The organism is Paenibacillus sp. GCM10028914 (assembly GCF_042666275.1).
GTDB lineage: Bacteria > Bacillota > Bacilli > Paenibacillales > Paenibacillaceae > Paenibacillus_AQ.
In genome coordinates this window covers 1-26,157 of the sequence record NZ_JBHTFO010000006.1, presented here as the reverse complement: position 1 = coordinate 26,157, position 26,157 = coordinate 1, and the positions used below count along the sequence as shown (strand labels likewise).

General features: G+C 43.4%; 28 protein-coding genes and 16 tRNA genes. 8 read left to right on the top strand and 36 right to left on the bottom strand.

Annotation, left to right across the window (positions count from 1 at the left end; translation table 11 throughout):
• The first annotated feature begins 113 nt into the window (after window positions 1-113).
• Together ACFQV5_RS04770 and ACFQV5_RS04765 are read left to right on the top strand one after the other, a co-directional pair.
• The gene (locus ACFQV5_RS04770; protein WP_379244169.1) at window positions 114-1,094 is read left to right on the top strand and encodes an aldose 1-epimerase; all 981 of its coding nucleotides are present in this window, start codon (window positions 114-116) and stop codon (window positions 1,092-1,094) included.
• 191 nt (window positions 1,095-1,285) lie between these two features.
• Complete coding sequence (locus ACFQV5_RS04765; RefSeq protein WP_379244504.1) at window positions 1,286-1,528, top strand: alpha/beta-type small acid-soluble spore protein; 243 nt, start codon at window positions 1,286-1,288, stop codon at window positions 1,526-1,528.
• A gap of 102 nt (window positions 1,529-1,630) precedes the next feature.
• Here the strand turns inward: ACFQV5_RS04765 and ACFQV5_RS04760 are convergent, their stop codons facing one another.
• Both ACFQV5_RS04760 and ACFQV5_RS04755 read right to left on the bottom strand, forming a co-directional pair.
• The gene (locus ACFQV5_RS04760; RefSeq protein WP_379244167.1) at window positions 1,631-2,035 is read right to left on the bottom strand and encodes an O-methyltransferase; all 405 of its coding nucleotides are present in this window, start codon (window positions 2,033-2,035) and stop codon (window positions 1,631-1,633) included.
• 232 nt (window positions 2,036-2,267) lie between these two features.
• Window positions 2,268-4,067, bottom strand: a complete 1,800-nt coding sequence (locus ACFQV5_RS04755) for a M3 family oligoendopeptidase (RefSeq protein ID WP_379244165.1) — start codon at window positions 4,065-4,067, stop codon at window positions 2,268-2,270.
• Window positions 4,068-4,166: 99 nt separating this feature from the next.
• On the opposite strand from ACFQV5_RS04755, the gene ACFQV5_RS04750 reads away from it, so the two are divergent.
• The gene (locus ACFQV5_RS04750) at window positions 4,167-4,355 is read left to right on the top strand and encodes a YycC family protein (RefSeq protein ID WP_379244163.1); all 189 of its coding nucleotides are present in this window, start codon (window positions 4,167-4,169) and stop codon (window positions 4,353-4,355) included.
• Window positions 4,352-4,582: a hypothetical protein gene (locus tag ACFQV5_RS04745; protein ID WP_379244161.1), complete on the top strand. Its 231-nt coding sequence runs from the start codon at window positions 4,352-4,354 to the stop codon at window positions 4,580-4,582. Before ACFQV5_RS04750 ends, ACFQV5_RS04745 begins: the two co-directional genes overlap by 4 nt.
• A 71-nt stretch (window positions 4,583-4,653) precedes the next feature.
• On the opposite strand, the gene ACFQV5_RS04740 is transcribed toward ACFQV5_RS04745, so the two are convergent.
• Window positions 4,654-5,367 (bottom strand): DUF2225 domain-containing protein, encoded by a 714-nt coding sequence (locus ACFQV5_RS04740; protein ID WP_379244159.1) that lies wholly within the window; start codon window positions 5,365-5,367, stop codon window positions 4,654-4,656.
• 56 nt (window positions 5,368-5,423) lie between these two features.
• Window positions 5,424-5,801, bottom strand: a complete 378-nt coding sequence (locus ACFQV5_RS04735) for a globin domain-containing protein (protein ID WP_379244157.1) — start codon at window positions 5,799-5,801, stop codon at window positions 5,424-5,426.
• Window positions 5,802-6,261: 460 nt separating this feature from the next.
• On the opposite strand from ACFQV5_RS04735, the gene ylbJ reads away from it, so the two are divergent.
• The gene (gene ylbJ / locus ACFQV5_RS04730) at window positions 6,262-7,488 is read left to right on the top strand and encodes a sporulation integral membrane protein YlbJ (protein ID WP_379244155.1); all 1,227 of its coding nucleotides are present in this window, start codon (window positions 6,262-6,264) and stop codon (window positions 7,486-7,488) included.
• 67 nt (window positions 7,489-7,555) lie between these two features.
• Window positions 7,556-8,359 (top strand): NAD kinase, encoded by an 804-nt coding sequence (locus ACFQV5_RS04725; RefSeq protein WP_379244152.1) that lies wholly within the window; start codon window positions 7,556-7,558, stop codon window positions 8,357-8,359.
• Window positions 8,360-8,448: 89 nt separating this feature from the next.
• Here the strand turns inward: ACFQV5_RS04725 and ACFQV5_RS04720 are convergent, their stop codons facing one another.
• Together ACFQV5_RS04720 and lipA are read right to left on the bottom strand one after the other, a co-directional pair.
• On the bottom strand, window positions 8,449-9,111 hold the full coding sequence (locus tag ACFQV5_RS04720; RefSeq protein ID WP_379244150.1) for a YutD family protein: 663 nt from the start codon (window positions 9,109-9,111) through the stop codon (window positions 8,449-8,451).
• A gap of 24 nt (window positions 9,112-9,135) precedes the next feature.
• Window positions 9,136-10,035: a lipoyl synthase gene (gene lipA, locus ACFQV5_RS04715; RefSeq protein ID WP_379244148.1), complete on the bottom strand. Its 900-nt coding sequence runs from the start codon at window positions 10,033-10,035 to the stop codon at window positions 9,136-9,138.
• A 203-nt stretch (window positions 10,036-10,238) separates the two neighbouring features.
• Here lipA and ACFQV5_RS04710 point away from each other — a divergent pair, with 203 nt between their 5' ends.
• The gene (locus tag ACFQV5_RS04710; RefSeq protein WP_379244146.1) at window positions 10,239-11,354 is read left to right on the top strand and encodes a M23 family metallopeptidase; all 1,116 of its coding nucleotides are present in this window, start codon (window positions 10,239-10,241) and stop codon (window positions 11,352-11,354) included.
• Window positions 11,355-11,380: 26 nt separating this feature from the next.
• Here ACFQV5_RS04710 and yunB read toward each other — a convergent pair whose 3' ends face one another.
• The 4 genes from yunB to ACFQV5_RS04690 all read right to left on the bottom strand — a co-directional run bounded on the left by yunB (window position 11,381) and on the right by ACFQV5_RS04690 (window position 14,624).
• Entirely contained in the window at window positions 11,381-12,361 is a 981-nt protein-coding gene (gene yunB, locus ACFQV5_RS04705) for a sporulation protein YunB (protein WP_379244144.1), read from the bottom strand.
• Window positions 12,362-12,529: 168 nt separating this feature from the next.
• On the bottom strand, window positions 12,530-13,021 hold the full coding sequence (locus ACFQV5_RS04700; protein WP_379244142.1) for a GNAT family N-acetyltransferase: 492 nt from the start codon (window positions 13,019-13,021) through the stop codon (window positions 12,530-12,532).
• A gap of 89 nt (window positions 13,022-13,110) precedes the next feature.
• Window positions 13,111-13,902, bottom strand: a complete 792-nt coding sequence (locus tag ACFQV5_RS04695) for a TrmH family RNA methyltransferase (protein ID WP_379244139.1) — start codon at window positions 13,900-13,902, stop codon at window positions 13,111-13,113.
• A 59-nt stretch (window positions 13,903-13,961) separates the two neighbouring features.
• A complete protein-coding gene (locus ACFQV5_RS04690; protein WP_379244137.1) occupies window positions 13,962-14,624 on the bottom strand; it encodes a potassium channel family protein in 663 nt (220 codons plus the stop codon).
• Window positions 14,625-14,755: 131 nt separating this feature from the next.
• On the opposite strand from ACFQV5_RS04690, the gene sspI reads away from it, so the two are divergent.
• On the top strand, window positions 14,756-14,989 hold the full coding sequence (sspI, locus tag ACFQV5_RS04685; protein WP_379244135.1) for a small acid-soluble spore protein SspI: 234 nt from the start codon (window positions 14,756-14,758) through the stop codon (window positions 14,987-14,989).
• 77 nt (window positions 14,990-15,066) lie between these two features.
• On the opposite strand, the gene ACFQV5_RS04680 is transcribed toward sspI, so the two are convergent.
• The 26 genes from ACFQV5_RS04680 to ACFQV5_RS04555 form a co-directional block, all read right to left on the bottom strand.
• Window positions 15,067-16,647, bottom strand: a complete 1,581-nt coding sequence (locus tag ACFQV5_RS04680) for a peptide chain release factor 3 (RefSeq protein WP_379244133.1) — start codon at window positions 16,645-16,647, stop codon at window positions 15,067-15,069.
• Window positions 16,648-16,760: 113 nt separating this feature from the next.
• Complete coding sequence (zwf, locus tag ACFQV5_RS04675; RefSeq protein WP_379244131.1) at window positions 16,761-18,314, bottom strand: glucose-6-phosphate dehydrogenase; 1,554 nt, start codon at window positions 18,312-18,314, stop codon at window positions 16,761-16,763.
• Between the two features lie 137 nt (window positions 18,315-18,451).
• Entirely contained in the window at window positions 18,452-19,222 is a 771-nt protein-coding gene (locus tag ACFQV5_RS04670) for a YwmB family TATA-box binding protein (RefSeq protein WP_379244129.1), read from the bottom strand.
• Between the two features lie 143 nt (window positions 19,223-19,365).
• The gene (locus ACFQV5_RS04665; protein ID WP_379244127.1) at window positions 19,366-20,016 is read right to left on the bottom strand and encodes a response regulator; all 651 of its coding nucleotides are present in this window, start codon (window positions 20,014-20,016) and stop codon (window positions 19,366-19,368) included.
• Entirely contained in the window at window positions 19,994-21,076 is a 1,083-nt protein-coding gene (locus ACFQV5_RS04660; protein ID WP_379244125.1) for a sensor histidine kinase, read from the bottom strand. Before ACFQV5_RS04660 ends, ACFQV5_RS04665 begins: the two co-directional genes overlap by 23 nt.
• Window positions 21,077-21,114: 38 nt before the next feature.
• Complete coding sequence (liaF, locus tag ACFQV5_RS04655) at window positions 21,115-21,759, bottom strand: cell wall-active antibiotics response protein LiaF (protein ID WP_379244123.1); 645 nt, start codon at window positions 21,757-21,759, stop codon at window positions 21,115-21,117.
• 191 nt (window positions 21,760-21,950) lie between these two features.
• Window positions 21,951-22,637, bottom strand: coding sequence for a PspA/IM30 family protein (locus ACFQV5_RS04650; protein WP_379244121.1), 687 nt, complete (start codon window positions 22,635-22,637; stop codon window positions 21,951-21,953).
• 1 nt (window position 22,638) lies between these two features.
• On the bottom strand, window positions 22,639-23,127 hold the full coding sequence (locus ACFQV5_RS04645; RefSeq protein WP_379244119.1) for a PspC domain-containing protein: 489 nt from the start codon (window positions 23,125-23,127) through the stop codon (window positions 22,639-22,641).
• A 2-nt stretch (window positions 23,128-23,129) separates the two neighbouring features.
• A complete protein-coding gene (locus ACFQV5_RS04640) occupies window positions 23,130-23,804 on the bottom strand; it encodes a PspA/IM30 family protein (protein WP_379244117.1) in 675 nt (224 codons plus the stop codon).
• Window positions 23,805-23,843: 39 nt separating this feature from the next.
• Window positions 23,844-24,143, bottom strand: coding sequence for a LiaF transmembrane domain-containing protein (locus tag ACFQV5_RS04635; RefSeq protein WP_379244115.1), 300 nt, complete (start codon window positions 24,141-24,143; stop codon window positions 23,844-23,846).
• A 272-nt stretch (window positions 24,144-24,415) separates the two neighbouring features.
• Window positions 24,416-24,495: transfer RNA gene (locus ACFQV5_RS04630), tRNA-Leu, on the bottom strand.
• A gap of 8 nt (window positions 24,496-24,503) precedes the next feature.
• Window positions 24,504-24,580: transfer RNA gene (locus ACFQV5_RS04625), tRNA-Arg, on the bottom strand.
• A 10-nt stretch (window positions 24,581-24,590) separates the two neighbouring features.
• Window positions 24,591-24,664, bottom strand: a tRNA-Cys gene (locus ACFQV5_RS04620).
• A 12-nt stretch (window positions 24,665-24,676) separates the two neighbouring features.
• Window positions 24,677-24,751, bottom strand: a tRNA-Gly gene (locus ACFQV5_RS04615).
• Window positions 24,752-24,759: 8 nt separating this feature from the next.
• Window positions 24,760-24,834 (bottom strand) — tRNA-Gln (locus ACFQV5_RS04610).
• 19 nt (window positions 24,835-24,853) lie between these two features.
• Window positions 24,854-24,929, bottom strand: a tRNA-His gene (locus ACFQV5_RS04605).
• A gap of 21 nt (window positions 24,930-24,950) precedes the next feature.
• Window positions 24,951-25,024 (bottom strand) — tRNA-Trp (locus ACFQV5_RS04600).
• A gap of 7 nt (window positions 25,025-25,031) precedes the next feature.
• Window positions 25,032-25,117: transfer RNA gene (locus tag ACFQV5_RS04595), tRNA-Tyr, on the bottom strand.
• Between the two features lie 3 nt (window positions 25,118-25,120).
• Window positions 25,121-25,196: transfer RNA gene (locus ACFQV5_RS04590), tRNA-Thr, on the bottom strand.
• A gap of 22 nt (window positions 25,197-25,218) precedes the next feature.
• Window positions 25,219-25,291, bottom strand: a tRNA-Phe gene (locus ACFQV5_RS04585).
• Window positions 25,292-25,321: 30 nt separating this feature from the next.
• A tRNA-Asp gene (locus ACFQV5_RS04580) sits at window positions 25,322-25,398 on the bottom strand.
• A 17-nt stretch (window positions 25,399-25,415) separates the two neighbouring features.
• Window positions 25,416-25,492 (bottom strand) — tRNA-Met (locus ACFQV5_RS04575).
• Window positions 25,493-25,511: 19 nt separating this feature from the next.
• A tRNA-Val gene (locus tag ACFQV5_RS04570) sits at window positions 25,512-25,587 on the bottom strand.
• Window positions 25,588-25,757: 170 nt separating this feature from the next.
• Window positions 25,758-25,832, bottom strand: a tRNA-Glu gene (locus ACFQV5_RS04565).
• Window positions 25,833-25,849: 17 nt separating this feature from the next.
• Window positions 25,850-25,941, bottom strand: a tRNA-Ser gene (locus tag ACFQV5_RS04560).
• Between the two features lie 3 nt (window positions 25,942-25,944).
• Window positions 25,945-26,020, bottom strand: a tRNA-Asn gene (locus ACFQV5_RS04555).
• Window positions 26,021-26,157 lie beyond the last annotated feature (137 nt).

Sequence of the window (26,157 nt, the reverse complement as noted above, 5' to 3'; positions counted from 1 at the left end):
ATTTTTTTGAATACATTGTTTCGATTCAAGCATTTTTTTTACGTCTGTTCGTAAAATCTGTTATGATGGGGTTAATCATCTACTATTGATTATTGTGGTAAAGGAGCTTCGATATGAATCAAGTGACCAAAGGACAATGGAATGGTTACGACACCTATATCTTAAACACTGGACGTTTAGAGGTGACACTCCTTCCGCGTCTCGGTAACAATGTCATCGAAATAAAAGACCTACAAGAAAAGCGCGACGTGCTCCGGAAACCTGATGAAAGTGAGCTGGCTTTCTATTTACAGAAACCATATCATTTCGGCATGCCGATTCTAATTCCGCCTGGACGAATTGCTAAGGGCCGTTTTGAATATGATGGTGCCAGCTATCAATTTGATCAAAATACAGCAAACGAAAATCATATCCACGGACTTCACCGCACCCAAGCATGGTGTGTAAGCGACATTGAGGAAGATGATGAAGGCTGCGCAGTAACCACGGAGTTCTCTTCTTCTGATGACCCACGCTGGAGTGCTCAAATGCCAGAACCATTAAAACTGCAAATGACTTTCCGATTACAGGGTTCGGAGTTACACCAGCATCTGCATGTTACTAACAAGGGTAAGCGTTCCATTCCGTTTGGAATGGGTTACCATACGTGGTTTCTGTTAGACGGCCAGCCCGATCAATGGACTCTAAAACTACCGGTCGAAGGCATTTACACGCTAGATGATCAGCTTCTCCCCACCGGAGAGTTCTCTTCTCTCGGTGATCTAGACACATTGAATACGGGATTCAATTTGAAACATTCTGATCTGGATACAATATTTAAAATCCCTGAAGGTCAACCAGCCGAGGCATTTCTCACTAGAAATGACGGATATGCAATCCAATACTCAGCAGATCGCTCCTACTTTAAAAATTGGGTGCTATATACTAAAGGAATAGCTGATCAATTCTTATGTATCGAACCTTATACTTGGCTTCCTAACGCACCAAACCTAGACTTACCGAATGAGGTGACAGGCCTGATCAACTTGGAGCCAGGACAAACGGTCGAACTTCATACAAAATTACAAATCCACTATCCAGTCATTACGGACTGATTATATGGCATATCATTAAGGAGCTGTCCCACAAGATCTAGTATCTTGCGGGATGGCTCCTTTTTCTTATTGTCCGCCCTCTTTTTATCTATTATTTACCAATAATCATGTTTGAATCTATACGCATGAGATTCTCTTCTTTCAACCATAATAACTTCATACAACGCGAAAAGGAGGTGACAAACATGGGTATGGGTCAAGGAGGACAAAACCGCAGAAGCGGAAGCCGTTCTAACAATCTGGTCGTTCCCCAAGCAAATGCTGCACTTCAACAATTGAAGTATGAAGCAGCACAAGAATTGGGCGTATCTATTCCACAAGACGGTTATATGGGTAACTACACTTCCCGTGAGACTGGTTCTTTGGGAGGATACATCACTAAACGTCTGGTACAAATCGCAGAGCAACAATTATCAGGTCGTTCGAACCTGTAGTTGATCTGTTCTTCTGATAAAGAAAGAGGCGATCTTCTCCCCAAAGATCGCCTCTTTTCTGTTATGTATTTTTACAGTCACACAAAAAAGAAACAGTACATATCAGGACTCCGAAGCAGCTTCGGAAACACTCATTCTAGAGTATCGGATCATTAAGTTCGCCATATTATAGTTCGATTCAAGCACGGCATCTACAATTATGAGTCCTTGTCTCACCGTAAAATCATAGCTTATTTCTCCATGTGTCCAATGCCTTTTATGCTTCAGACTCTCAAGTGCCATGGCTCGGAAGGATGATAGTTGATCTTTGTTCAATCCATCTACAACTGGAGCCATCACACCATTACGTCCGGTAAGCGGGTTATGACGGATACCAAATTTACCGATCGTATTATTTCGTATTTGCACGAATACAGTACCCGAAGATAGTCCTGATAATTCATTTTCTAACTCCTTAAATACTAAATCTAATTGCCTTACCAGCGATAGTTGATCTAATTTAATCATTTCATACCCCCTTAATTTTTCATTGCACTCCCTTTATATAGGGCTTATGACTCATTATAAGCCAAAAAATTGGACTCATCAACAACATTCAACATAATTGGGTATTTATTACTATTTTTTCATATTTTCCATATCAATTATTTCAGAATTTCGATAATATTTTATTTTTTGCGACAAAAAAAGAAGTCCCTAAGGACTTCTTTTACCAGATATATATTCAATGTTCTGCAAGTTATGCCAAATGATTCGTCATCTGCAAAAATTGTTGAATATCCGAAATACACATATCAGCCGCACTTTGCCAGAATTCACGCCCAGTTAGGTCTACATCAAGATGTTTTTTTGCAAGTTCTTCTACGGTCATAATACCCGTATCCCGCAAAAGCGCATCATATTTATCCGCAAATGTACTACCTTCCTCTAGTGCCCGTACATAGAGCCCCGTACTAAACATATAGCCAAATGTATACGGGAAGTTATAGAAAGGTACGCCTGTGCTATAGAAATGCAGCTTGGAAGCCCAAAAATGAGGATGGTATGTAGAGAGCGCTCCGCAGTAAGCTTCCTTCTGAGCTTCTTCCATCAGTTCTGAAATTTCACCTGCACTCAGCAGTCCTTCTTTTCGCTTGTCATAGAAGCGTGTTTCAAACAAGAAACGAGCATGAATATTCATAAAGAATGCGACGCTATTCTGAATTTTCTCTTCAAGTAATGCAAGCTTCTCTTCTTTATCCTTAGCTGCTTTTACAAGGGCATCCGCTACAATCATCTCAGCGAAGGTTGATGCCGTTTCTGCAACGTTCATCGCATAATCCTGATTCAGTACAGGTATCCCTCTCATTAGGTATTGGTGATAAGCATGACCTAGTTCATGTGCCAATGTGGATACATTTGATGCTGTGCCGCCAAAGGTCATGAAAATTCTAGTCTGATCACTCTCTTGAAAAGAGGTACAAAAGCCTCCTGGACGCTTTCCTTGTCGATCCTCTACTTCAATCCAGTTTTTGTCGAATGCCATTTCTGAGAACTCAGCCAATTTAGGACTGAATTTTCGGAATTGTTCCACAATCGTCTCAGCAGCTTCATCATAGGTCACTTTTGAAACGGATGTCCGGATCGGCGCTTCAACATCTGTCCAGCTTAAACCATCCAAGCCAAGAAGCTTCGCTTTGCGGTTCAAATACTCAACAAGTACGGGCTTTGTATCTTGAATAACTGCCCACATCATATCTAAGGTTTCACGAGACATACGGTTAATCGCAAGCGGTTCTTTAAGCACATCATCCCATCCACGATTACGATACAGATTCAAACGGAAGCCCGCAAGGTGATTCAATGTATCAGCACAGTAGTCTTCTGCCTCTGTCCAAGCCTGTTCCCATTTCTCGAACATTTCTTGTCTCACTTCACGATTCGGGTTATGCAATTTATTAAATGCTTGGCCTGCTGACAGCATTTCAGTCTTTCCGTTCTCTTCAAAAGGAATTTGAATTTTACTTACAATCGTATCGTAAAATTCTCCCCACCCATGATATCCATCAATCGCGAGCTCAAGCGCCAAGCTCTCTAGCTCCGGATTCATTTTTTCGCGGGCCAGATTCCGACTTTCATTTAAAATAAATTTCAACGGCTCAACCTTGGAAGTTGAGGTCCACTCTTCCCACAGCGTATCGTCAATTTCGCGAAGCAAATTATTGAATTTAGCTAATACACCTTGAAGGTCAGCAGACAACGTTGTAATTCGTCCTGATAACTGGATCGCTTTTTTGTCATTCTGATCCTGAGCTGCCAGACAACCGACAAATGAACCTGCTTCGCTAATCTTAGCCGCACAACGATCTAATAAAGATAGAATGTGCTCAAGCGGTTCTGCTTCCTTCAAATTAGTTGGAACTATAGCTGCTGTAACAGCTGCTCGCAGTTCCTTCGCTTCTTTCTCAAGAGCCGTCAAAAACGCTGCAAATTCAGGAGAATGCGATCCTCCAGGAAATATGGATTCCAAATCCCATGTTTGCTGTAATGGCTTATTCATCGTCTTCACCTTTCTTCTGTTTAAATTTGTGTGGTATCGTGTTAAAGTGTATAACTATATTTATATCCTTTAAAAAATAAAGGTTGGAGGGAGACTTCTATGCGACCATTACAAATATCGCCCGAAACAGCAATAACCTTATCCAAACAGCTTGGCGTTCCATTGGAACAGCTTATGCATATGCCGCAGCACATTCTGATGCAAAAAATCGCCGAACTGGCTGCCAAAGAACAGGAATCTTCGTCTGAAAAGTCAGACCAGTCAAGTGATTCTCCGGAGAAACCATGATTCCATTTTCAAACGCCTGGCCTTATGACATTATTACTGGAGATGTGTATGTACAGAACTGCCCCTTCTGTGGCAGCGACAATGTTCTGCTTCCTATGAAGCCGAAAGAACTGATCAGCGTACGAGAAGGCAAGAAAAAGTTGCTCATCTTTCCCTGCTGTCATAACAAAGTTACTGTCCTAGACAGTGATGGTGACTATATTCTTACCGATCAAAAACTTCGCTGACAAAGGGCAGTTCATATGCAATCACATGCTTATATCGCTTCAAGGGTCCTTTTTAAAGGGCCTTTTTAGTGTTATTTGCCGCTCGTATTCATTTCTTCTGGTAAGGCCATCTTCTCCGCAAGCATTTGTTCACGCAAAACAGTCCATTGCTCACGCGAAGCTCGAATCATGGCTGCATCGATTATTTTTTTATCGTGAATAACACGTGAAAACCACTGAGCTGCATCCGTGTATTTACCTAATCGTCTGTTGATCTCGCCAATCAAATACAATAACCGCGCATCATTCGCGCCTGCCCCTTCCACCTCATAAACCCGAATATAGGATTCCATGCTGTGCGCCAAAAAGCGTTGTTCCTGCTCTTCATTGCCTTGATAGCGGTACAACCAAGCTATATGATGCAAAAGACTCGCAATAATTCTCTCCCTCTCCCCAATGCATTGAGCACATAAGAGAGCCAGTTTATATACTTCAAGGGCATCCTCTAGACTCCGACGTCCACCAAAATCCCGCTGGATCCACCGGCTTGCGATCTTTGAGCGGAAGTCTTGTTTCTGGCGTTCATTCAAGCTATGCGCTGAATTTTCAGTAGAAGCAAGCCCGCATTCAGGACAGACTCGTACTACATAATAGTCGGGATTTTCATTCTTGTAATAACCGCAAAAGTCCGTATCGGTTCTTACAGCTTTTTTGAAGCTTGGTCGTACTCTTGAAGTCTTAAATGAGTTCTCGCAGTTCCCGCATGTAACCGTAATTGTATACAGAGGTTCTAAAGCTAAAGTCATACTGATGACATCCCTTCACATGGTGTTGTCTTCAACTTAAGCGGTATTTAAGGTGTTTAAGGCGTATTCACAAAATGTCGGGCTGGTCCAGACAAGCGTTTCAATACCTCTTCACGCATGAGATCCTCTACGCCAATATCTTCAAGGGCTCCAGCCATACAGGCAAGCCATTCATCTGCATGACGATTTGTAATTGGAAAATGAAGATGTCTTGCTCTCATCATCGGATGTCCATATGCTTCCGAGAAAAGGGCCGGTCCACCAAAAAATTGACTTAAAAACATATACTGCTTTTCCATCACCGGCATAATATCTTCCGGAAATAAAGGTGCCAGCAGTTCATTCTGTTGAACTCTCGGGTAAAAAGCCTCGACTAATGAACGAATTCCTTCTGCGCCGCCTAGATTTTCGTAAATGCTTAGGCTAGGGTTCATTGATATATCTCCTATCTGAAAATATGTAATCTTGTGTCATTTTTATTATATCAGAGATACCTAATATTTCTATGACGAAGCCTTCATGGTTTCATATTCGCATAAAATAAAAAAAACAAACAAAAAAAGGCGCTAAACAAAGTTTAGCACCCTGAACTTATTAATAACTGCGCCAATCCTCTTCACCCTGATGGATGAGAGAGGCTCGTATTACATAAACGAAGGCGCAAACCAGTATACCTGCGACTATGCTCATGATCATCACTCCATCCAAATAATTCGAAAGATGTGCTTTGATGGTTTTATTATAGCACAATGTTCTCAAAAATAAAGCATTTTTGTAACCGCTTTCCAACTCTTTTTTGTACTGTTTGTCCTACTTTCAGCATACAGATTGAACAAGAACATGAAGTAAAATCTACACAACTATCTATTTTCCCAGGGGGCGTTCATTTATATTATGACCATGAAAAAGCTCAGCTGGATCCTTCTAATAACCGGATTATTCAGCGTTATTATTCTGATGGCTGTTTATCCTGAAGCTGTGCTTCAATCGGCACTTCGGGGTCTCGAGATCTGGTGGGAAGTGCTCTTTCCGTCACTCTTCCCCTTCTTTGTCATTTCAGAAGTATTACTCGGCTTCGGGGTCGTTCACCTAATAGGAACGCTCTTAGACCCCTTAATGAAACCCTTATTTCGTATCCCAGGAAGTGGCGGCTTTGTAGCAGCCATGGGATATGTTTCTGGTTATCCCGTTGGTGCCAAACTAACAGCTAAATTATGGGAGCAAAAGATGGTCAATCGAGATGAAGGAGAGCGTCTGGTTGCCTTTACAACCTCTTCCGATCCCATTTTTCTAATAGGTGCCGTTTCGATCGGCTTTTTTCATAACCCGCGAATCGGGTTAATTCTTGCTTTAGCACACTACGGCAGTGGGCTTATTGTAGGACTGTTAATGCGGTTCCACGGTCAAAAAAACAGTTCAGCGCTTGATCAATCTATTGAGTTGCCCAAAGGTAATCGGATCAAGACAGCACTTCGCAATATGCATAAAGCGAGAGAAGAAGATGGACGTGATCTCGGAACGCTTATAAAACACGCAGTGCAGTCCTCCCTTCAGCTTATTATTGTCGTAGGAGGGCTAGTTGTATTCTTTTCCGTTTTTCTAGAGCTATGGACACGTGCAGGAGTCATTCCTGTTATAAACCAAATCGTAAATGCTCTCCTGTCTCTTGTTGGCATACCTGAACAACTCTCAACTGCATTGGTCGGAGGACTCTTTGAGGTTACTCTAGGTGCCCGCTATGCTGGCGAAGCTGGAGAAATGATTCCCCTTGCATACAAGGCAGCCGCTGCAGCCTTTATATTGTCCTGGGGAGGACTCTCCGTTCATGCCCAGATCGCCAGTATACTAAATGCAACCAACCTTCGTTATATACCGTTCATGGTTGCCCGCTTGATTCATGGTGTATTAGCTGTAGTTGCGGTTCTTATATTCTGGACTCCCATTATGGGGAAGACGTCAACGACCCTCTTGATCCCGGATGGTGTTTCTGATATATCTTACAACGGGTATAGCCATGTTATGGTTGTATTTTGCACATTGCTTGGAAGTATCATCGGCTTCCTTCTATTCATGGAAGTTCTTCGACTACTAAAGGGAAAGTTCCGTAATTTCCCAAGGTGATCATTGTTTTATTCTCCATTATTGATTATCATCGATATATATAACCTTATAAAAGGAGCTTATCAACTTGAGATACTATGTTCTAGACCGCGGAGACCCATTGTCTGTAGAATTGAGTCAACAATTTCACAAGCTGGCGGAACAGCGGGGCTTTGAACTGGATGCTGAATCTCCTGAGATCGTCGTCTCCATTGGCGGAGATGGCACGATGCTGCATGCTTTTCACACATTTATTGACCGTATTCCTGACCTTGCTTTTGTCGGTGTCCATACAGGTCACCTCGGTTTTTATGCCGATTGGAAAGCAGACGAGTTGCCAAAGCTAATTGATCTCATGAGCGGAATCGGAGATCCCAATATTCTTAAACCGCGCATTGTTCAATATCCGCTGGTACAACTAGAAATTCATAAAAAATCGGGCACTGCCTCTTATATTGCTCTTAATGAGTTCACGCTTAAAGGTGTGGATGGTACTGTCGTTGCCCAGGTTGATATTAATGACGTTACTTTTGAAATGTTTAGAGGTGACGGTATTTGCATTTCAACCCCCTCTGGCAGCACCGCATATAACAAAAGTGTCGGGGGCGCTATGGTTCATCCATCAATTGATGCACTACAAATCGCGGAGATTGCTTCAATCAACAATCGAATATTCCGAACACTGGGCTCCCCCCTTCTTCTTCCGAAACATCATCATTGTGATATTTTCTCGTGCAAAGACCAACGCTTATTACTCACGGTCGATCACAACAATTTTCAAATCGATGATCTGATTTCGGTCCGTTGCCAGGTGGCCGAGCAAAAGGTTAGCTTTGCGAGGTATCGCCCTTTTCCATTTTGGAATCGTGTAAGGGACGCTTTCTTGGGGTAATTTTATCGTTCAGTATTTTTTTAATGTCCCTTAATAATACAAAGAAAAACAGCAGTTCCTTTATGGAGCTGCTGTTTTCTTTCTAAACATTATTCAACTTCTTGTTGATTCTTTTCTTTTGGACGCATGTCCCGATGTTCACGAATCTCATTATTTTCCCGATGCTCTCGGTGTTTAGATTCTTTCCAAGGTTTGTTTGATTTGTTCGGACGTGAGTCCTTGCCTTCTCTTCCTTCTTTAAACTCACGTTTTCCACGGAATTCTTTTGTTTCTTTCCCAGTAGGGGACTCATGCGTACGGACGCTTGGTTTATGCTCTTTAGGTTCTTTTCTTTCCTGATTTTCCGAGAATTCAGAATTATCGGAATCTTCAGCTGGACTATCTTCTTCACCGTTTTCCAAAGCTTCGCGCGCTGCCCTTAGTTCCTGTTCCTTAACTTCCATCTCTTTTAATTCCTTAAGCTCTTTAGGATCCTTGATCTCCTTGCTCTTCTGGAGCACAAAATAGGCACATCCAAAATTACAATATTCATTTATATAATCAGACATCGTTGAGTATAGGACATCTTTCGCTGCTTTTGGATGATTATCCCGATAAAATCCTTTCAGCCTCAGTTGGTTGTATCCCCAATCCCCCACGATATAATCATATCGCTCAAGAACTTCACTATATCTGTCACGGAAAGCTTCAGGATTCCAACCATTTCTATGGTCTTCAAGCACTTCATAACTTCTATTACCGATAACGATCAAACAAGATTCCCCTGCCTTTCCCGGCTAAGACCGTACAATTTCTTCCTTTCGGCGTTCAGCCGATTTCACCTGCTCATGTGCATGATAAGAACTGCGTACGAGTGGACCAGATTCCACATGGCTAAATCCACGTTTAAGCCCTTCTTCTTTTAATACCGCAAATTCATCAGGTGTATAATACTTCTCAACATTTAAATGTTTTGGAGATGGCTGTAAATACTGACCGATTGTCATAATATCACAATTCACAGCTCTCAGATCATCCATTGCCTGCAAAATTTCATGCCACTCCTCGCCCACGCCCAGCATAACACTAGACTTGGTAGGAATATCAGGTTGCATTTGTTTGGCTCTCTTCAACAATTCTAAGGACCTTTCATACTTCGCTTTTGCACGGACCCGATCAGACATGCGCTCAACTGTTTCAATATTATGGTTCAAAATATCTGGCTTTACATCCATAACAATCTGAAGCGCATCTGCACTTCCCATAAAATCCGGAATCAGCACTTCAACCGTACATAACGGTAACCGTTTACGAATGGCTTTAACCGTCTCCGCAAATATGTAAGCTCCTCCGTCTTTCAGATCATCCCGTGCAACACTTGTCACAACACAGTGACGCAGATTCATCTGTTCAGCTGCTTCAGCCACACGTTCAGGCTCTTGCATGTCGAGCTCTGTCGGCAGACCAGTATTAACTGCACAAAAGCGACATGCCCTTGTGCATATATCTCCTAAAATCATAAACGTAGCAGTACGATTAGCCCAACACTCATAAATATTCGGGCAACGCGCTTCTTCACAAACGGTATGAAGTGTTTTGGAACGCATCATACTTTTAATTTCATTATAATTATCGCCCGTTGTAAGCTTGATCTTAATCCAGTCCGGCTTGGATTGTTTATTCGAAGTTTTGGACAAGAAGAAAACCTTCTTTCAATTTAATTGGATAGTCCATTTAACTGTTCCATATTATATCATGAAAATCTAAGGATTACCTATCCTCATCGATATCGAATTCATCTTTGTGCGGCATGGATAAAAAACAACATTTCGATTCAACCTAAAGGTAGGCACCAACGTCCGTGCATTTTTGAAAACAAAGATCTGGAGGACAGGACACCATGACAAAATCAAGACAACAATGGAGCCTATTGGCGAATAAGACCCGCTGGGCTACTGTGGCAATAACAACCGTTACAGTCGCCTCTCTTATGGCGCCCAGTTATGCTGCGGCTGAGGGAGAAGCTGTCCTAACCGAGAAAGCTACACCAAGTACAAATATATCCGACAAGACGAACGATGTCTTTGCATCTCGAAAAGCACTTTACGATCGCATCTCAACATTGACGCAGATTCCCTGGCATCGCCTTGCAGCTATTGATCAATATGAGCGGACTTTAACCAAAGTACATCCTAAAGATCGAAAACATCCTGAGCGACTTATTGGCATCTATGTTCCATCTACAGCTTGGACAGGTCCACTAAATCCAAACCAAGAAGATACTTATCCAGCAACCATAGAACTATATTCTGGACTGGGAAGAGATGGAGATGGAGATGGTAAAGCTGACCCTAACAATAATATGGACCTACTATATAGTATATCATCAAAACTCCAGCCCTTCGGACATTCTTCCGATGATTTTGCGATTGGATTATGGTCCTACTATCAGAACAGCAGAGCAGTTCAACGGATCATGCAATATTCCAAAATGTACGAAAAATTTGGCAAGCTCGATTTGTTTGATCACTCATTCCCGCTTCCAGTAGGCAACAATTACTCCTATCGCAGCACCTTCGGAATGGGACGCAGCTGGGGAGGATATAGGATCCATGAAGGAACGGATTTGTTCGCCGGTTATGGTGTAACTGTACGCAGCACATGCTACGGTGTAGTAGAGCTTAAAGGATGGAATAAATATGGTGGTTGGCGTATTGGTATACGCGATTTGAACAATCACTATCATTATTACGCACATCTGCAGGGCTTCGACAAAAGCATTAAATCAGGTGATGTTGTCAGTCCTGGTCAGACCATTGGCTGGGTTGGAAGCTCTGGATATGGGAAACCCGGAACCCAAGGTAAATTCCCGCCTCATTTACACTACGGCATCTATCGTGATACCGGCTTATCCGAATGGTCGTTTGACCCTTACCCGCTCCTCAAGCATTGGGAGAATGAAGAACGACAAGCCATACGCAGAAGCAAAAGCAAAAAAACGCATCCTAATGACTAAGGATGCGTTTTTTTATCAATTATGAATTAAGGCTGAATGCTTGTATCCTCATTGGTAGAGGTACCATTCTCTTCAGGAGTAGTTGCCCCTCCATGACCGTCCGGAGCTGGTATAGAAACCCCCGGATTAGGAGTGTTCTGATTACCTGTTGCAGCATTGTCTTCCGACTTACTCAAAGGAGGGAGAGCAATGCTCGGAGCATTGGAGCTGTTTTCTCCTACCGGCCTGCCTTGATTATCATAATAATACATAGGCACGTCCCCGACGACAAGGAGATAGGATATCGGAATATCGGTTTCCACAACCTGAGGCTCCATATCAAACGGAACGACAACAGCCACTTCTGTCACGATATGAACGTACACCTCGACGAGAATCATATTGATGCCCGCTCCTTGCTGTCTCGTATCTAATTGTACCTTTACAGCTCCCTGTGGTTCAATTTTAACCGGGATCTGAGGACCAAAGGATGCAATGATCGGACTTTTCAATACTTGCCCTAGCGGGATATGCTCTTTCCTTTGGTGCATAGCTTCCAGCGTTTCCTGCACGAGTTGAGTGGTAAATGATGTGATCTTTAAATGCTCTGCATAATTCAACATAAATCCGGTCACTTTCCCAGAGCTATCCGTTTTCCAGTTCACTAAGTTATCAAACTGCTTTCCTTCAGTAACCTGACTTGTAATCGCCTTGTTAATGGCTTCTGTGGCAATTTGCTTCACACGAATTTGGGCCAAATGCATAATTGGTGGTTTTAAATTTCTCTCCACATACAGAAATAATTGAATCATCCCGAATAAAAAAAGCAGCGATGCAATAAGCCACCACTTTCGTCTGCTCCGCGGCTTGGGATTTTGTGTACGCGTTCGGCTCCATGATGCTTTAGCAGGTGTGTAGTGGTTTCTGAACGGCTTAGACTTTTTATACACACGCCGCATTCTTGGCCTTGGCCAAGACGACAAGGATGGAAATGATATCCGCCGACTCCCCCACTTTTTTCTTCTCACACATTCGACCTCCCTCACCCTGGTACGAAGGCGTGACCCTTCTTCTTGGCAAGCTTCCCTAGAGGATATGCGGACAAAGTATAAAAAAGAAGAGCAAGAGAAGCGGTTATCCGGTTCCCTTGCTCTGAATTTATTAATAAACAAGATGATCTTGCCATAAATCATGAATTACATTTCTTTTTCCATGATGTAACACTCTTCCCGAATGTCGAATGGATTTAGTATTTTCACCACTTTAAACCCACATTTGTTGATATAAAAATGATGATTTCTTTTCGAATACCCTGGGGTTTCTGTCGTCCATTTTTTCGTCAGTGGATACCTTTCCTCAACTTTCTGCCATATCTTCAGTCCAATCCCTTTACTATGTAGCTCTGGGTCTATAAACAAACAACCTAACCGGTTCTCGTGATTATCATGAATCCATACAATGACAGCACCGATGACATGGCCGTCCTGCCGTATTTTGAAAGACTCTGTAGGAGATTCAATAGCCCACTTTCGAATAAACACTCCAGTATCGTATCCAGGAGGCCCACCTTTTTCATCCCCTAAAAATTGCTGTGTGTCTTTGTCAAAAGCCCTCGTCATAATATCCGTTAATTGTGTAATGTCTTCTTCGATAATCGGTTCGAAAATAATCGACTTGCTTGCGCCCATGATTTGTCTCTCCTCTATTATGCTTTACCACATAAACAAAAAGGCAGAAAACCTTTATCGTAAGATTTTTCTGCCTTTTTATTCTCTAATCAATTGTTAAATTCCCGCTGACGCAGCGCCTCAAACATCAATATCGTCGCAGCCATAGCCGCATTGAGGGACTCCGCTTTACCAGGCATCGGGATAACGATAGCATCATCAACCAGTGCCGACACCTCAGGAGATACACCACTTCCCTCGCTGCCTATAACAATCCAGCAAGAGCCAGTGAAATCATATTGAAATGCCGTTGTCTTCCCCTCCAGAGAAGTTGTAACCAAGCGTGCGCCCTTTTCTCTGGCCTGTGGAAGGATTTCTGTTAAATCTCCCTCTATAACGGGAATGTGGAACAGAGAGCCCATTGTTGAGCGGAGTGTTTTCGGGTTATATAGATCTGCACAGCCCTTGCCGAGTATCACACCGCCTGCTCCCGAAGCATCTGCACTTCGTATGATCGTTCCCACATTGCCGGGATCCTGTAATTTATCCAGCACAACAACAAGTTTTTCCTGCTTAGCAAAGAGATGATCCCATGACTTCTTCTCCTTACGTACAACCGCGAATACCGGCTGGGGTGTCGATGTATGACTGACTTTCGATATGATGGCATCCGTCACACCGATCCACTCCACACCGCTCGTATCCGGTAAGTCCCTAAGTTCAATAGGTATACCTTGTTCATAATCATAAGCAATACATTCAATATCCGCTCTGGATATCAGTGCCTCCTGAACTAAATGAATGCCTTCAATGACATACTTGTTTTGCTTGTCCCTGTGTTTCTTCTCCTGTAATTGGGCCCAGCCTTTTACTCTGGCATTTTGCAGTGATAAAATTTCCATATAGGTTCCATCCATTCTGACATATATCTATCTAACTTTGGAATATCCCGAGATATCCCTTATTTTGAGTATGCTAGCTCTAACTTCGTTAAATCATTCTTGTGTCCGACAATGACCAAAATATCACCCTCGGTAAGCCGATCCTCTGGATCCGGAGAGATATTCATCTTGCCATCATTGCGAATACCCATAACGTTACATCCAAATCGTGCCCGGATATCAAGCTCCTTTAAATTTTGCCCCATCATTTCGGCCGCAGCTTTCAATTCCATAATGCTGTAATCATCCGATATTTCGATATAATCCAAAATATTAGGTGATACCAAATGATGCGCTACACGCAAACCCATATCACGTTCAGGGAAGATTACTTTATCGGCGCCGATTTTTTGCAGAACCTTGCCATGAAGCTCATTTTTAGCTTTCACAATAATAACCGACACACCTAGATCCTTAAGAATTAGTGTCGTTAAAATGCTCGATTGTATATCCTCCCCAATCGCAACGACAACTACATCAAAATTGCGGATTCCAAGTGCACGAAGTGCTTCTTCATCCGTTGAATCTGACGAAACCGCATGCGTAACCATACCCGAGACTTCCTGTATGCGTTGCTCGCTTGCATCAATAGCAAGGACATCAAAGCCCATCTCGCTAAGTTCCTTAGCTACACTCGTTCCAAAGCGTCCCATGCCGATAACAGCGTACTGTTTCTTTGCCATTATATTTCCTCCCCTGAACACTAGGTTATCTTTGTTTAGTATATCATAACGGACATGCAACGTTTGAATTTATCCATCCTTTCGCGGGCACATTAAACAATGACCCTTTCATAACAAGGAGGAACATTTCGATGTCCATATTGTTAGATCTGAGGCAGGCCGTCATTCACAAAGTCCATAATCAGGATAAAGATCAGCTTCGCTCTATGATCGAAGGTTCTGTAGATGGGCCCGAAGCCGCTCTTCCCGGTCTTGGTGTCATGTTCGAGATGATGTGGAAAGGCATGGACTCAGCGGCTCAAACCGACCTTGTCACTTCACTTCATAACCATCTGAAGACCGTAACTCCCGGCAAACTGGTCTAAGTTAAAACGGAGTACGGAACAGACAACAAATCCCCCAACCATTAATTTGGAAGGGGGATTGTTGTATTAAATCAGCCTTATGGTGCCATTTCAAGAAACTGGGCTGTTGGATTTTTGTCGATTGCAGTTCGCATTGCATATTCATTTTCGAATAGGACAACATAATTATCCTTCTTATCTTTAACCAGCGTTGAATTAATCCGGAATTTGGATGGATCAATCTTATCGTCAATGATCCAACGAGCAAATTGATAAGGCATACGTTGAAGTTGAACATCAACACCGTATTCACCCTTCATCCGATACTCAAACACCTCAAATTGAAGCTGTCCGACAACGCCGAGAATCATCTCATCAAAGCTAACCGTACGGAACACCTGAATCGTGCCCTCTTCCGTTAACTGATCGATCCCCTTCTGATACTGCTTGTGTTTTAATGCATTTTTCACCGTAACTTTGGCAAATATTTCAGGCGAGAAGGTTGGGAGTTCATCAAATATGATGTTACCGCTCTGACTTAGAGAGTCACCTATTCTAAAAATCCCTGGGTCAAACAGACCGATGATGTCACCCGGATATGCCTCTTGCACAATATCCCGATCCTGCGCAAGGAACTGCTGTGGCTGAGACAGTTTAATATCCTTACCCATGCGGACATGCTTTACGCTCATACCACGCTCAAACTTACCTGATACGATACGAAGAAACGCAATACGATCACGGTGAGCCGGATTCATATTAGCCTGAATTTTAAATACATAGCCCGAGAACTTCTCGTCTGTCGGCTCGACCATGCCTTCTGTACTACGACGTGGCTCGGGTTTAGGTGCAAGCTGCAAGAAGTTTTCCAAGAACGTCTGTACACCAAAGTTATTGACCGCACTACCAAAGAATACAGGTGTCAGTTCACCCTTCAATACCTTGTCAAAATCAAATGGGTCTCCTGCAACGTCCAGCAATTCAAGGTCTTGGCACAATTGATCATGCAAGAATTCTCCTGCCATTTCTTTAATTACAGGGTCATTATAATCCTCGACTTTTTGAACTTTAATGGATGAATGATCATCCCCTTGAAACAGCTCTACCTGGTTCTTCATTCGATCATACACACCACACAGATCACGACCAGATCCGATAGGCCAATTCATTGGGACGGAACGAATACCTAGCACCTGCTCGATTTCTTCCATCAGATCAAAAGGACTCCGTCCCTCGCGGTCCAACTTATTAATAAACGTAAAGATTGGTATTCCACGTTTGGCACAAACTTGAAACAGCTTAATGGTCTGGGCTTCAACACCCTTCGCCACGTCAATCAACATGACTGCACTGTCCGCTGCCGTTAAAGTTCGGTATGTGTCCTCACTAAAGTCCTGGTGACCAGGCGTATCCAGTATATTAATCCGGTGACCTTTATAGTCAAACTGCATTACGGAAGAAGTTACCGAGATCCCCCGCTGCTTCTCAATTTCCATCCAGTCACTTGTCGCGTGTTTACTTGCTTTTCTAGCCTTAACCGAGCCCGCCAAACGAATAGCGCCTCCGAACAGCAGCAGCTTCTCAGTCAGTGTTGTTTTACCGGCGTCCGGGTGGGAAATAATCGCAAACGTTCTGCGCTTATCCACTTCGCTTTGCAGCTCATTTATTGTTTTGCCCATTTCACTGTTCCCTTCGTACTAAAGTCATGTATATTATTGTACCACAATCCATACGCAAACCAACCCCATACGCAGAGCGTATGAGGATGATTTTGAATAACAGGATCAATTTTTTAATTAGAGCCCTTTAGCCATACTACATTATCTTCATCTTGACCATTTACAGGCCACCAATGGAATCCATCTTTCTCAAGCAGTTCATCTGCTTGCTTAGGACCCCATGATGCTGCAGGATATAATTCAAGCTCGCCCTGATTCTCTTTCCATGCTTGCGCAATGCGATCAACGAAGGCCCAAGCCGAGGCAACCTCATCCCACCGAGTGAAGTAGGTCGAATCACCGCGTACTGCATCGTGCAACAAGCGCTCATATGCTTCAGGTGAGTTAATGCCCACCATACAGCTCTGACAGAAGTCCATAGCTACCGGTTCAATTTCGGATTCGGAACCTGGCTTCTTGGCATTAATCTTCACATAGAGCCCTTCCATCGGGTTAACCCGAATAACAAGCAAATTCGGCTCCAAAGTATGCTTTTGTCCAAGATATACATTTCCCGGCATCCGTTTGAATTCCACAACTACTTCTGTAGTCTTCACTGGCAGACGCTTCCCTGTACGGATGTAGAATGGCACGCCAGCCCAACGGAAGTTATCCACGAATACACGAGCTGCAAAATACGTCTCTGTTGTTGATTCAGGATTTACTTTGTCCTCTTCACGATAAGCAGGCAACTCTTTGCTGCCAACTGCACCATTTGTATACTGACCTCGAACAACGTTCTCCTTCACATCTTCACTCGTCGCATATGGACGAAGTGAGCGAAGTACTTTAACCTTCTCATCACGGATATCTTCCGGAAGAAGACGGCTAGGTGGTTCCATAGCAATCATCGTGAGCATTTGAAGCATATGGTTTTGACCCATATCCCTCAGTGCACCTGCATGATCATAGTACCCTCCACGTTCTTCAACACCTACAGTTTCACCAAGCGTAATTTGTACGTTAGCAATATGCTTGTTGTTCCACAACGGTTCAAAGAATGCATTGGCAAAACGAATAACTTCAATATTCTGTACCATTTCTTTGCCCAAATAGTGGTCAATACGATATATTTCTTCTTCTTTAAACACCTGTCTTATTTCTTCATTAAGCTTACCGGCTGACTCTAGGTCATAACCGAATGGCTTCTCAATTACAAGACGATTCCAACCTGCTCCATCCAACATGCCACCCTTCAACAAATTGAAAGAGACACTACCAAACAGTTCTGGAGCTAGAGCAAGATAGAATAACCGGTTACCGGCTATATTAAACTTCGCTTCCAGGTTCTCCGTTTGCTCTCGTAGCTCACGGAAGCCATCAATATTGTTAATATCTAAAGATTTATATTCAAAATGCTGCGCAAATCCATTCCATTCCTCATTGTCTTCGGAACGGTAACGGCAAAATTCCTGTATCGAACGATGCACGTCCTCACGGAACTCATCTTGAGTGCGCGGACGCCGTGCCACGCCGATTACTGCAAAATCCTCAGCTAACTTTCCTTCGCGATAAAGACTATAGATCGCCGGAAACAATTTGCGTCTTGCCAAATCGCCAGTCGCTCCAAAGATGAAGAATACCGCTCCCGGTGTCTTCAATAAATCTAGATTTTGATTTTCAGCCATGGCTCCTCATTCTTTCTATGTAATATAGTGTATTTTTATGCATCGCTTGTTATCACGACGTGATGACATTTTAGCATATTCGTATAAAGTATGCTATCTCATTTCATACATTTTCATCGTTATTTCAGAAAGATCGTCTAATATTCGGTAGTAATGACAGGGAATCCAATGGTTACTCTATTGTTTTTATGCATAGAGTCTTCATGCACAGCGACCTGCATATGGATTGGATTTTTACCGCTCATAACATAATTAGTCAGTGAAGGGACCTCATATGCTCTACTTTCCGTACCCATATCTTGGTAGAATTCAACCGGATTAAAAGAAAGGTGAGTAGCCAATTGTTCTTCAACATTTTGTATTGTTTCACCCGCTGATAACCCATTGTCTACATTTCCCTGAACAGATGCATTCCACGCAGGGTTCATACCTGCTTCTTCCAAAATGCTCAAGGATTTATTCTGTATATCTAATAGACTCGTAAAACCATCTGTTCCCTCAGTATCTAACTGAATTTTCACATAGACTTGATCCCCAGATTGAACCCAATCCATACGTATATCGATACCTAAAATCACATCTCTGGCACGATAAGCCTGATTCTCATTCTCTATCTCCACTATAACTTCATTAAATCCGATCTCATAAGTTAGAGCTTGTATGACTTCTTCTTTTGTCTTACTATTCAATAATCCACTCTCACCTTGCAACTTGGCCGTTACATGCAGTGGAGAAACGATCTGAGTCTCACCCAAGGAATACAGGAGTTCTAATTGCTCTCGAAGATTCTCTTTCTTATGTTCGGAACCTCTTTGGTTTACGGTATTCCCATTGAAACCAGCTAGGATCCCCGTGATCCCACATAGTAATATCATCACTACTATAAATTTCGTTCCGAACCGCTGCATGTATACCGCCCCTTTATACCGAAATCTATCAATCTAGTAAAAGGATACCCTCTTTTCACAGAATTATTCTTTGGCACATAAAAAAGCCCGAACCACCATCTGGTAGCCGGGTTCTTTAAATGTTGAGTTTTTTTCTTTCATAATCACTCAGCAAGGCCATTTTTATAAGCATATATAGCAGCTTGTGTGCGATCCTCAACCCCGAGTTTCGCCAGAATGTTCGTTACATGAAACTTCACCGTTTTAATACCGATAATCAAATCATCGGCAATGTCTTGATTGGATTTACCTTGCGCGAGCAGACACAGCACTTCCATTTCACGGTCTGTTAGCTCACTGTGAGCAGGCGCCTCAGCTTGCGGATGACGGAATCGATTCATCATCTTGGATGCAACCTGGGATTCCAGAACCGACTGTCCACGTGCAGCAGCTCGGATTGCATCAGCGACTTCTGATGCTCTAGAGGTCTTTAGCAAATAACTAAATGCTCCTGCTTCGATAACAGGATACATTTTTTCGTCATCTAAATAACTGGTAAGCACAATAACCTTACAATCTGGATACAAACTAAGCAGCTGCCTCGTAGTTTCAATTCCATCCATTCCATCCATCACCAGATCCATCAATACCACATCTGGGCGGTACTCCTGCGCTAACCGTATACCTTCCTCTCCACTACCGGCTTCTCCAACCACTTCAATCCCATCCTCCGTACCAAGTACGGCAGCAAGGCCAATACGAACCATCTCATGATCATCGACAAGCAACACTTTAATTGATGTTTCCAACTCCATCTACTTCACCCCGATTTCGTTCTTCGTCCATCAGTGGGACAGATATCTCAATACGCGTGCCCTTTCCAGGTGCCGTAATAAACTGTATAGAGCCACCAAGCTCGGTCACCCGTTCCTGCATGGTCGAAAGACCGTAGGAGGCTTGCTTCTTCTCATCAGCCTCAAACCCGATCCCATCATCCCGTAATGTAACACGCACCGTATTTTGCTTTCGCTGAATTCGAATATCCATTCGATCTGCTTTGGCATGTCTTAATGTATTAGACATCGCTTCCTGAATGATACGGAACAGATGATTCTCGATCCCTTTTACAAGGGATAGTCCTTCATCCATCTCAAGTGTAATCTCCATTGGTACTTTGATCTGCAGCTCTCGGATTAACTCCCTCAGTCCCTGCTCAAGTGCCTTCCCCTCTAGATAGACAGGCCGCAAATGTAACAGTAACGCTCGCATCTCCGACTGTGCTACCGCAGACATTTCCTCAATCAGCGCTACCTGACGCTGCGCTTTGCCAAAATCTTTATCAAGCGTTCGTCCAACCGCTGTTGCTGTCATCGATATGGCGAAAAGCTGCTGTGATACAGCATCATGGAGTTCTCTCGCAAGACGCTGCCTCTCCTCTACAATGGCTGTTACACGCGCTTGTTCAGCGAGCTGGGCATTATTCGTGGACAAACGTTGCAATGATGTTACTTGTTCTTCCCAACGTTTACTGATTCGACCCAGTTGTTCGCCTAGACGTCCAACCTCGTCATTACCCATGTCAGGCATAACTGCTGAAGTTACCCCGCCTTTTTCCCAAGTGACAAGTGTTTCCCTTACCGTATCTAATCTTCGCTTTACGCGATACCCTTGGAAAAAACCGTACACAGCTCCCAGACTAATCGGCAATAATACAATTGTAATTCCAGCTTGTACCGCATTCCTCCAGGAATCAAAAGGCTCTAAATAGTCATATGTATATAAAATGTACAACACAACCAGCATAATCACAAAGCCCAGAAGGGTGCCTTCACGTATGCTTCGAGTAATGATATTGGCTTTCTTTTCAGACTTCATTAGGCAGCCCTCCTGTTTTTACTTTGCCGTATTATGCTTCAGACAAGACGAATACTTAAATCTCCACCAAGATAAGAAACGATAAATTTCACTTTATACTCACTAGACTCATAATTCGGCGATTTCCAGTTCAGACGATTCATAACTCCCGTCTCCTTCTTTCTGCCGATATCAATGGACCCAAATAGAACAAATGCCTCAATCTCTACACCGTAGTAATCAGGTATAGCTAAATCGATATCCCCTAACATACCGTGGAACATCATCAGTGTATGTTGTTCCTCCGGCAGTGCCAGTGACAAATCGACATCCGCTTCCCCAAGGACATGCCATACGCTCATACTCCTCATAACCCACGGGGCATTATCCCAGTCAAAGTTTGACATGAAATTCTGCTTCTGAATATATCGATCTGTGCCATGTTCCCGGCGTGCCTTCCCATAAAATATTCCCAATGAGATCAAACTGATACCAATGACTAGCATCAAATGGTCAAGTAGAAGCAAAACTACGCCAACACCCAGAATGATATATCCCTTTCGGGCTAAGCCGCTTCGTATCTGCTGAATTCCTGCAACCATTAATAGAAGAGCGACGATGGTAAAGAAACCAAACCATCTACCGAAAAGCATAAATACACCGATGCCGATCAATCCAAACGCTATCCAGCGGTTTCTATCCATGCCGCACCTCCCTTAGATGATATATGCCCTGAAAAAGCCAAAACAGTGCGGGAACCCGCACCGTATGGCTTACTGTTATATACTGAGCGGTTTGTCCTGAAGTTATCATTTATTCTTAAAATTCATTTAACCAGGTCCATTCAGTAGTTTATCATATTTAATGACTCTTCAATACGTTTATCTTCTGCTATTTACTCTTCTTTAGAAGAAGCATTCATTTTGTTCTTAAGTGCATTCAGTTGCGCATCTACTTTCAACTGTTTTTCAGCATCGATTGGGTTAGTGTAAGCTGCATTGTTTGGACGGTATGGTGCACGCATTACATCTGCTTCAGCTTCCATCTGCATGATTTTTTCTTCCATACGGTGGAATCCCATCGAGGCACTTCCGCTTTCGATCGTGTGTAGGCTGCTTACTTGACTCATTTGTTTTTTAGCTTTAGCCATTTGAGCACGAGTTACAAGCTCATTGCGCTTATTGCGCATTTTGTAAAACTCATCTTTCATTTCATGAAGCTGAGCAACCAATTCTTTCGCTTGAGTTTCGGATTGCAGATGCAACTCCTGATATTCAGTTTCTTTTTGATCAAAGTAGATTTTTTCTTCCAGTAGCTTACGTGCAACTTCCTCTTGACCATTTTTCAGTGCTAGTTCTGCTTGAGCTTCACGCTGAGCAGCCATTTTCACAGCTTCATCCACACGCTGCTTCATGCGGCGTTCATTAGCCATTTGCTTAGCTACCGTTACTTCTGCCTCGTGAATTTCTGCCTCCATATCCCGCAAATATTGATTCAACATTACAATTGGATCTTCAACCTTATCAAGCATTTCGTTCACCGATGCTTTTGTCATATCTTTAATTCTTTTAAATACTCCCATTTTATAAATCTCCCTTCTCATATTTAGCTAGTTTTTTCTTAAGCTCTTCAATTTCTTTCTTCATAGCCTTCTTCTCTATGTCTTTCATCATGGCATCCAGATCGCCTTCAGGTGCGGCATCCTCTTGTCTGGAAGCATAACGTCCATCATTAAATGATCGTCCTGCATTTCTCGGTTCGTAACGGTCATCCCGGTAGGATCCTCTACCAGCACCGCCGTTGTAACTATCGTAAGTACCGTTTCTTCCATAATCATTGCGATTATGTCCATAACCAGGGTTATTTGGACCGTAAGGATCGTGATAATAAGGTTCCTTGGAAATGACTAATGAAGCAACCAAATAAATGAATAACGTCGTACCGCCAGTAAAGAAAATACTGATGAAGAATATTATACGAAGCAGGGTTGATTCCACACCAAATGTTTCAGATAGTCCGCCAATCAACCCGGTAAACTTTCTATCTCTTGTAGAACGGTACAATCTTGTCATAATTACTCCTTCCCGCTGTTATTCAGCTTCTCTTTCAACCGGGCAAGTTCACGATCTAACACGGTAGATACACTTTCTCCGGCCTGCACCAGATACTCCTGCCCCATTTTGCGTAAATCCCGGAGACTTCGTGCTTCAAGCTCCCAATCACTTATCCGATCTTCCAATCGGTTAAACATTTTGGGTACATCTTGACCACCATAAGATCCTGTACGCTCATTCATTTTTTGCTGCAGACGCAATGTTTCCATTCTAGCTACGTAGTACTGACGCTTACTATAGACCGTCTGATATTCCATACGGAGCTCTCCGAGCTGTTCTTCCACTTCCTTAAGTGATTCGCGACTTGTAGTCAGAAGGCCCTCGTACTGCTCAATCTTTTCTTCATAGATCAACTTTTCTTGCAATGCCAGTTTTGCAAGGTGGTCCTCACCTGCTTTTAGAGCTAGAAGAGCCTGCTCTTCCCGTTTGACTTTCATCGTCTCTGCCTGATTTACCTGCTGCATTAGCTGTCTCGTATGAGATTCACACTGCTGCAAAAGCTTCTCAGCTTCGCTAATGTCCTGCCGGGTGGAGTGGAGAAACTGATCAATCAGTCGGACCGGGTCCTGACTTTGTTCCAGCTTTTCATTTAGAGTTGCAGCTGTTATATCCCTTATGCGCCGAAAAACACTCATAATTTCTTTATCCTCCTCTTCTTTCAAGTTAATCCCTTCTTAGTAACGTCTCTGTCCGTTTTTAAGACGAGAAACGCCGTAGACAATCAAGACGATACCTAGAATCGGACCAATGATCCAAGAAAGCTTACCGATCAGCGATAATACACCGATACCTAATACGATCCATCCAAAAAACGTATTACCACGTCGGATTCCGTAATACCCAAGTGCAATCATTGCTACTGGTATTAATAAACTAAATAACCAGCCAAGCAAAGGACCTAATACACCGAGTAATACTAATGCCCCCAAAGCAATGAGCAGAATTCCAATTCCATTTCCTTTTGAACTTCTCATTTATACACCGCCTTTCCATTCAACTCATCCATTTATGACTTGTTCAACCTTATGACTTTATTTTAGGTTAATTCAATATAATCTAAAACGGACCACGGACGGTTTTTCATACTCGACCAAAGTCGGGGAAGCTTTACGACCTCAGTCTATCCTGGCTAACAAAAAAACGAATACCAGATTTCATACCAGCATTCGCTACAGATCAAGATTAGTATTAATTTATCTGAACATACAAAAAAAGAACGTGGATATCATCCACGTTCTTTTCGAGATGCCGGTGAAGGGACTCGAACCCCCACGGTTTCCCTCACGATTTTGAGTCGCGCGCGTCTGCCAATTCCGCCACACCGGCTTACTAAATGGCGTGCCCTAAGAGATTCGAACTCCTGACCTTTTGATTCGTAGTCAAACGCTCTATCCAGCTGAGCTAAGGGCACATATATAAAATGGAGGCGCCACCCAGATTCGAACTGGGGATAAAGCTTTTGCAGAGCTGTGCCTTACCACTTGGCTATGGCGCCAGAGAATAAAAATGGAGCGGACGACGGGAATCGAACCCGCGACCCTCGCCTTGGCAAGGCGATGCTCTACCGCTGAGCCACGTCCGCAAAATCAATGGCTGGGGATATAGGATTCGAACCTATGCATGACGGAGTCAAAGTCCGTTGCCTTACCGCTTGGCTAATCCCCAATATGATTTTTTTGAATTATGGGGCGATCGATGGGACTTGAACCCACGAATGCCGGAGCCACAGACCGGTGCGTTAACCCCTTCGCCACGACCGCCACATTCAAAAAATATTCTATTGGCAGGGGCAGCAGGAATTGAACCCACACCAACGGTTTTGGAGACCGTTGTTCTACCTTTAAACTATGCCCCTATAAAACTGGTGGAGGATGATGGATTCGAACCACCGAACCCGTAAGGGAGCAGATTTACAGTCTGATGCGTTTGGCCACTTCGCTAATCCTCCAAATGGTGCCGGCGAGAGGACTTGAACCCCCAACCTACTGATTACAAGTCAGTTGCTCTACCAGTTGAGCTACACCGGCGTATACAGTTTTAATTAAAAGGTGGCTCGGGACGGAATCGAACCGCCGACACGAGGATTTTCAGTCCTCTGCTCTACCGACTGAGCTACCGAGCCATAAAAGCTCTTTCGGTTATGAAACAATAATGGCGGAACTGACGGGATTCGAACCCGCGATCTCCTGCGTGACAGGCAGGCATGTTAGGCCTCTACACCACAGTTCCATATTCAATAAGTTAATTGGTTGCGGGGACAGGATTTGAACCTGTGACCTTCGGGTTATGAGCCCGACGAGCTACCGAACTGCTCCACCCCGCGTCATTAAAAGGTGTATATATGGTGGAGGCTGAGGGGTTCGAACCCCCGACCCTCTGCTTGTAAGGCAGATGCTCTCCCAGCTGAGCTAAGCCTCCATACTCAAGCCGAACTTTATCTTAACAAATGAGACTGAATTAATCAAGTGTAAAATAATGGTGACCCGTAGGGGATACTCTCTCTTCGTTCGAGACTGCGAAGTATTCCTAACGATCTTGATGCTCCGACGAACCTTTGGGATTCTCATCCCCGAAGCAGATAAAGTAAGTGGTGACCCGTAGGGGATTCGAACCCCTGTTACCTCCGTGAAAGGGAGGTGTCTTAACCCCTTGACCAACGGGCCTTACTATAAATAATTAGTGGCGGAGAGAGAGGGATTCGAACCCTCGAGACGCTTTTGGCGCCTACACGATTTCCAATCGTGCTCCTTCGGCCAACTCGGACACCTCTCCATATGGCTCCCCGAACAGGACTCGAACCTGTGACAACTCGATTAACAGTCGAGTGCTCTACCAACTGAGCTATCAGGGAACATTATTCATTTCAAGTGTTTGATCACTTGAAAACTAGATACGAAACAAACTTTGCGAATTTAGATTGTTTCTGAAGTACTCCTTCGATGCAAAGCGTAACGCTTCCGAAGTGAGTTTTCTTTCAGAAAACTTTTA

What these genes read in the sequence shown, in the direction of transcription:
- ACFQV5_RS04770 (WP_379244169.1), top strand. Translation starts at nt 114, where the DNA reads ATGAATCAAGTGACCAAAGGACAATGGAATGGTTACGACACCTATATC.
- ACFQV5_RS04765 (WP_379244504.1), top strand. Translation starts at nt 1,286, where the DNA reads ATGGGTCAAGGAGGACAAAACCGCAGAAGCGGAAGCCGTTCTAACAAT.
- ACFQV5_RS04760 (WP_379244167.1), bottom strand. Translation starts at nt 2,035, where the DNA reads ATGATTAAATTAGATCAACTATCGCTGGTAAGGCAATTAGATTTAGTA.
- ACFQV5_RS04755 (WP_379244165.1), bottom strand. Translation starts at nt 4,067, where the DNA reads ATGAATAAGCCATTACAGCAAACATGGGATTTGGAATCCATATTTCCT.
- ACFQV5_RS04750 (WP_379244163.1), top strand. Translation starts at nt 4,167, where the DNA reads ATGCGACCATTACAAATATCGCCCGAAACAGCAATAACCTTATCCAAA.
- ACFQV5_RS04745 (WP_379244161.1), top strand. Translation starts at nt 4,352, where the DNA reads ATGATTCCATTTTCAAACGCCTGGCCTTATGACATTATTACTGGAGAT.
- ACFQV5_RS04740 (WP_379244159.1), bottom strand. Translation starts at nt 5,367, where the DNA reads ATGACTTTAGCTTTAGAACCTCTGTATACAATTACGGTTACATGCGGG.
- ACFQV5_RS04735 (WP_379244157.1), bottom strand. Translation starts at nt 5,801, where the DNA reads ATGAACCCTAGCCTAAGCATTTACGAAAATCTAGGCGGCGCAGAAGGA.
- ylbJ (WP_379244155.1), top strand. Translation starts at nt 6,262, where the DNA reads ATGACCATGAAAAAGCTCAGCTGGATCCTTCTAATAACCGGATTATTC.
- ACFQV5_RS04710 (WP_379244146.1), top strand. Translation starts at nt 10,239, where the DNA reads ATGACAAAATCAAGACAACAATGGAGCCTATTGGCGAATAAGACCCGC.
- ACFQV5_RS04700 (WP_379244142.1), bottom strand. Translation starts at nt 13,021, where the DNA reads ATGGGCGCAAGCAAGTCGATTATTTTCGAACCGATTATCGAAGAAGAC.
- ACFQV5_RS04695 (WP_379244139.1), bottom strand. Translation starts at nt 13,902, where the DNA reads ATGGAAATTTTATCACTGCAAAATGCCAGAGTAAAAGGCTGGGCCCAA.
- ACFQV5_RS04690 (WP_379244137.1), bottom strand. Translation starts at nt 14,624, where the DNA reads ATGGCAAAGAAACAGTACGCTGTTATCGGCATGGGACGCTTTGGAACG.
- sspI (WP_379244135.1), top strand. Translation starts at nt 14,756, where the DNA reads ATGTCCATATTGTTAGATCTGAGGCAGGCCGTCATTCACAAAGTCCAT.
- ACFQV5_RS04680 (WP_379244133.1), bottom strand. Translation starts at nt 16,647, where the DNA reads ATGGGCAAAACAATAAATGAGCTGCAAAGCGAAGTGGATAAGCGCAGA.
- zwf (WP_379244131.1), bottom strand. Translation starts at nt 18,314, where the DNA reads ATGGCTGAAAATCAAAATCTAGATTTATTGAAGACACCGGGAGCGGTA.
- ACFQV5_RS04670 (WP_379244129.1), bottom strand. Translation starts at nt 19,222, where the DNA reads ATGCAGCGGTTCGGAACGAAATTTATAGTAGTGATGATATTACTATGT.
- ACFQV5_RS04665 (WP_379244127.1), bottom strand. Translation starts at nt 20,016, where the DNA reads ATGGAGTTGGAAACATCAATTAAAGTGTTGCTTGTCGATGATCATGAG.
- ACFQV5_RS04660 (WP_379244125.1), bottom strand. Translation starts at nt 21,076, where the DNA reads ATGAAGTCTGAAAAGAAAGCCAATATCATTACTCGAAGCATACGTGAA.
- liaF (WP_379244123.1), bottom strand. Translation starts at nt 21,759, where the DNA reads ATGGATAGAAACCGCTGGATAGCGTTTGGATTGATCGGCATCGGTGTA.
- ACFQV5_RS04650 (WP_379244121.1), bottom strand. Translation starts at nt 22,637, where the DNA reads ATGGGAGTATTTAAAAGAATTAAAGATATGACAAAAGCATCGGTGAAC.
- ACFQV5_RS04645 (WP_379244119.1), bottom strand. Translation starts at nt 23,127, where the DNA reads ATGACAAGATTGTACCGTTCTACAAGAGATAGAAAGTTTACCGGGTTG.
- ACFQV5_RS04640 (WP_379244117.1), bottom strand. Translation starts at nt 23,804, where the DNA reads ATGAGTGTTTTTCGGCGCATAAGGGATATAACAGCTGCAACTCTAAAT.
- ACFQV5_RS04635 (WP_379244115.1), bottom strand. Translation starts at nt 24,143, where the DNA reads ATGAGAAGTTCAAAAGGAAATGGAATTGGAATTCTGCTCATTGCTTTG.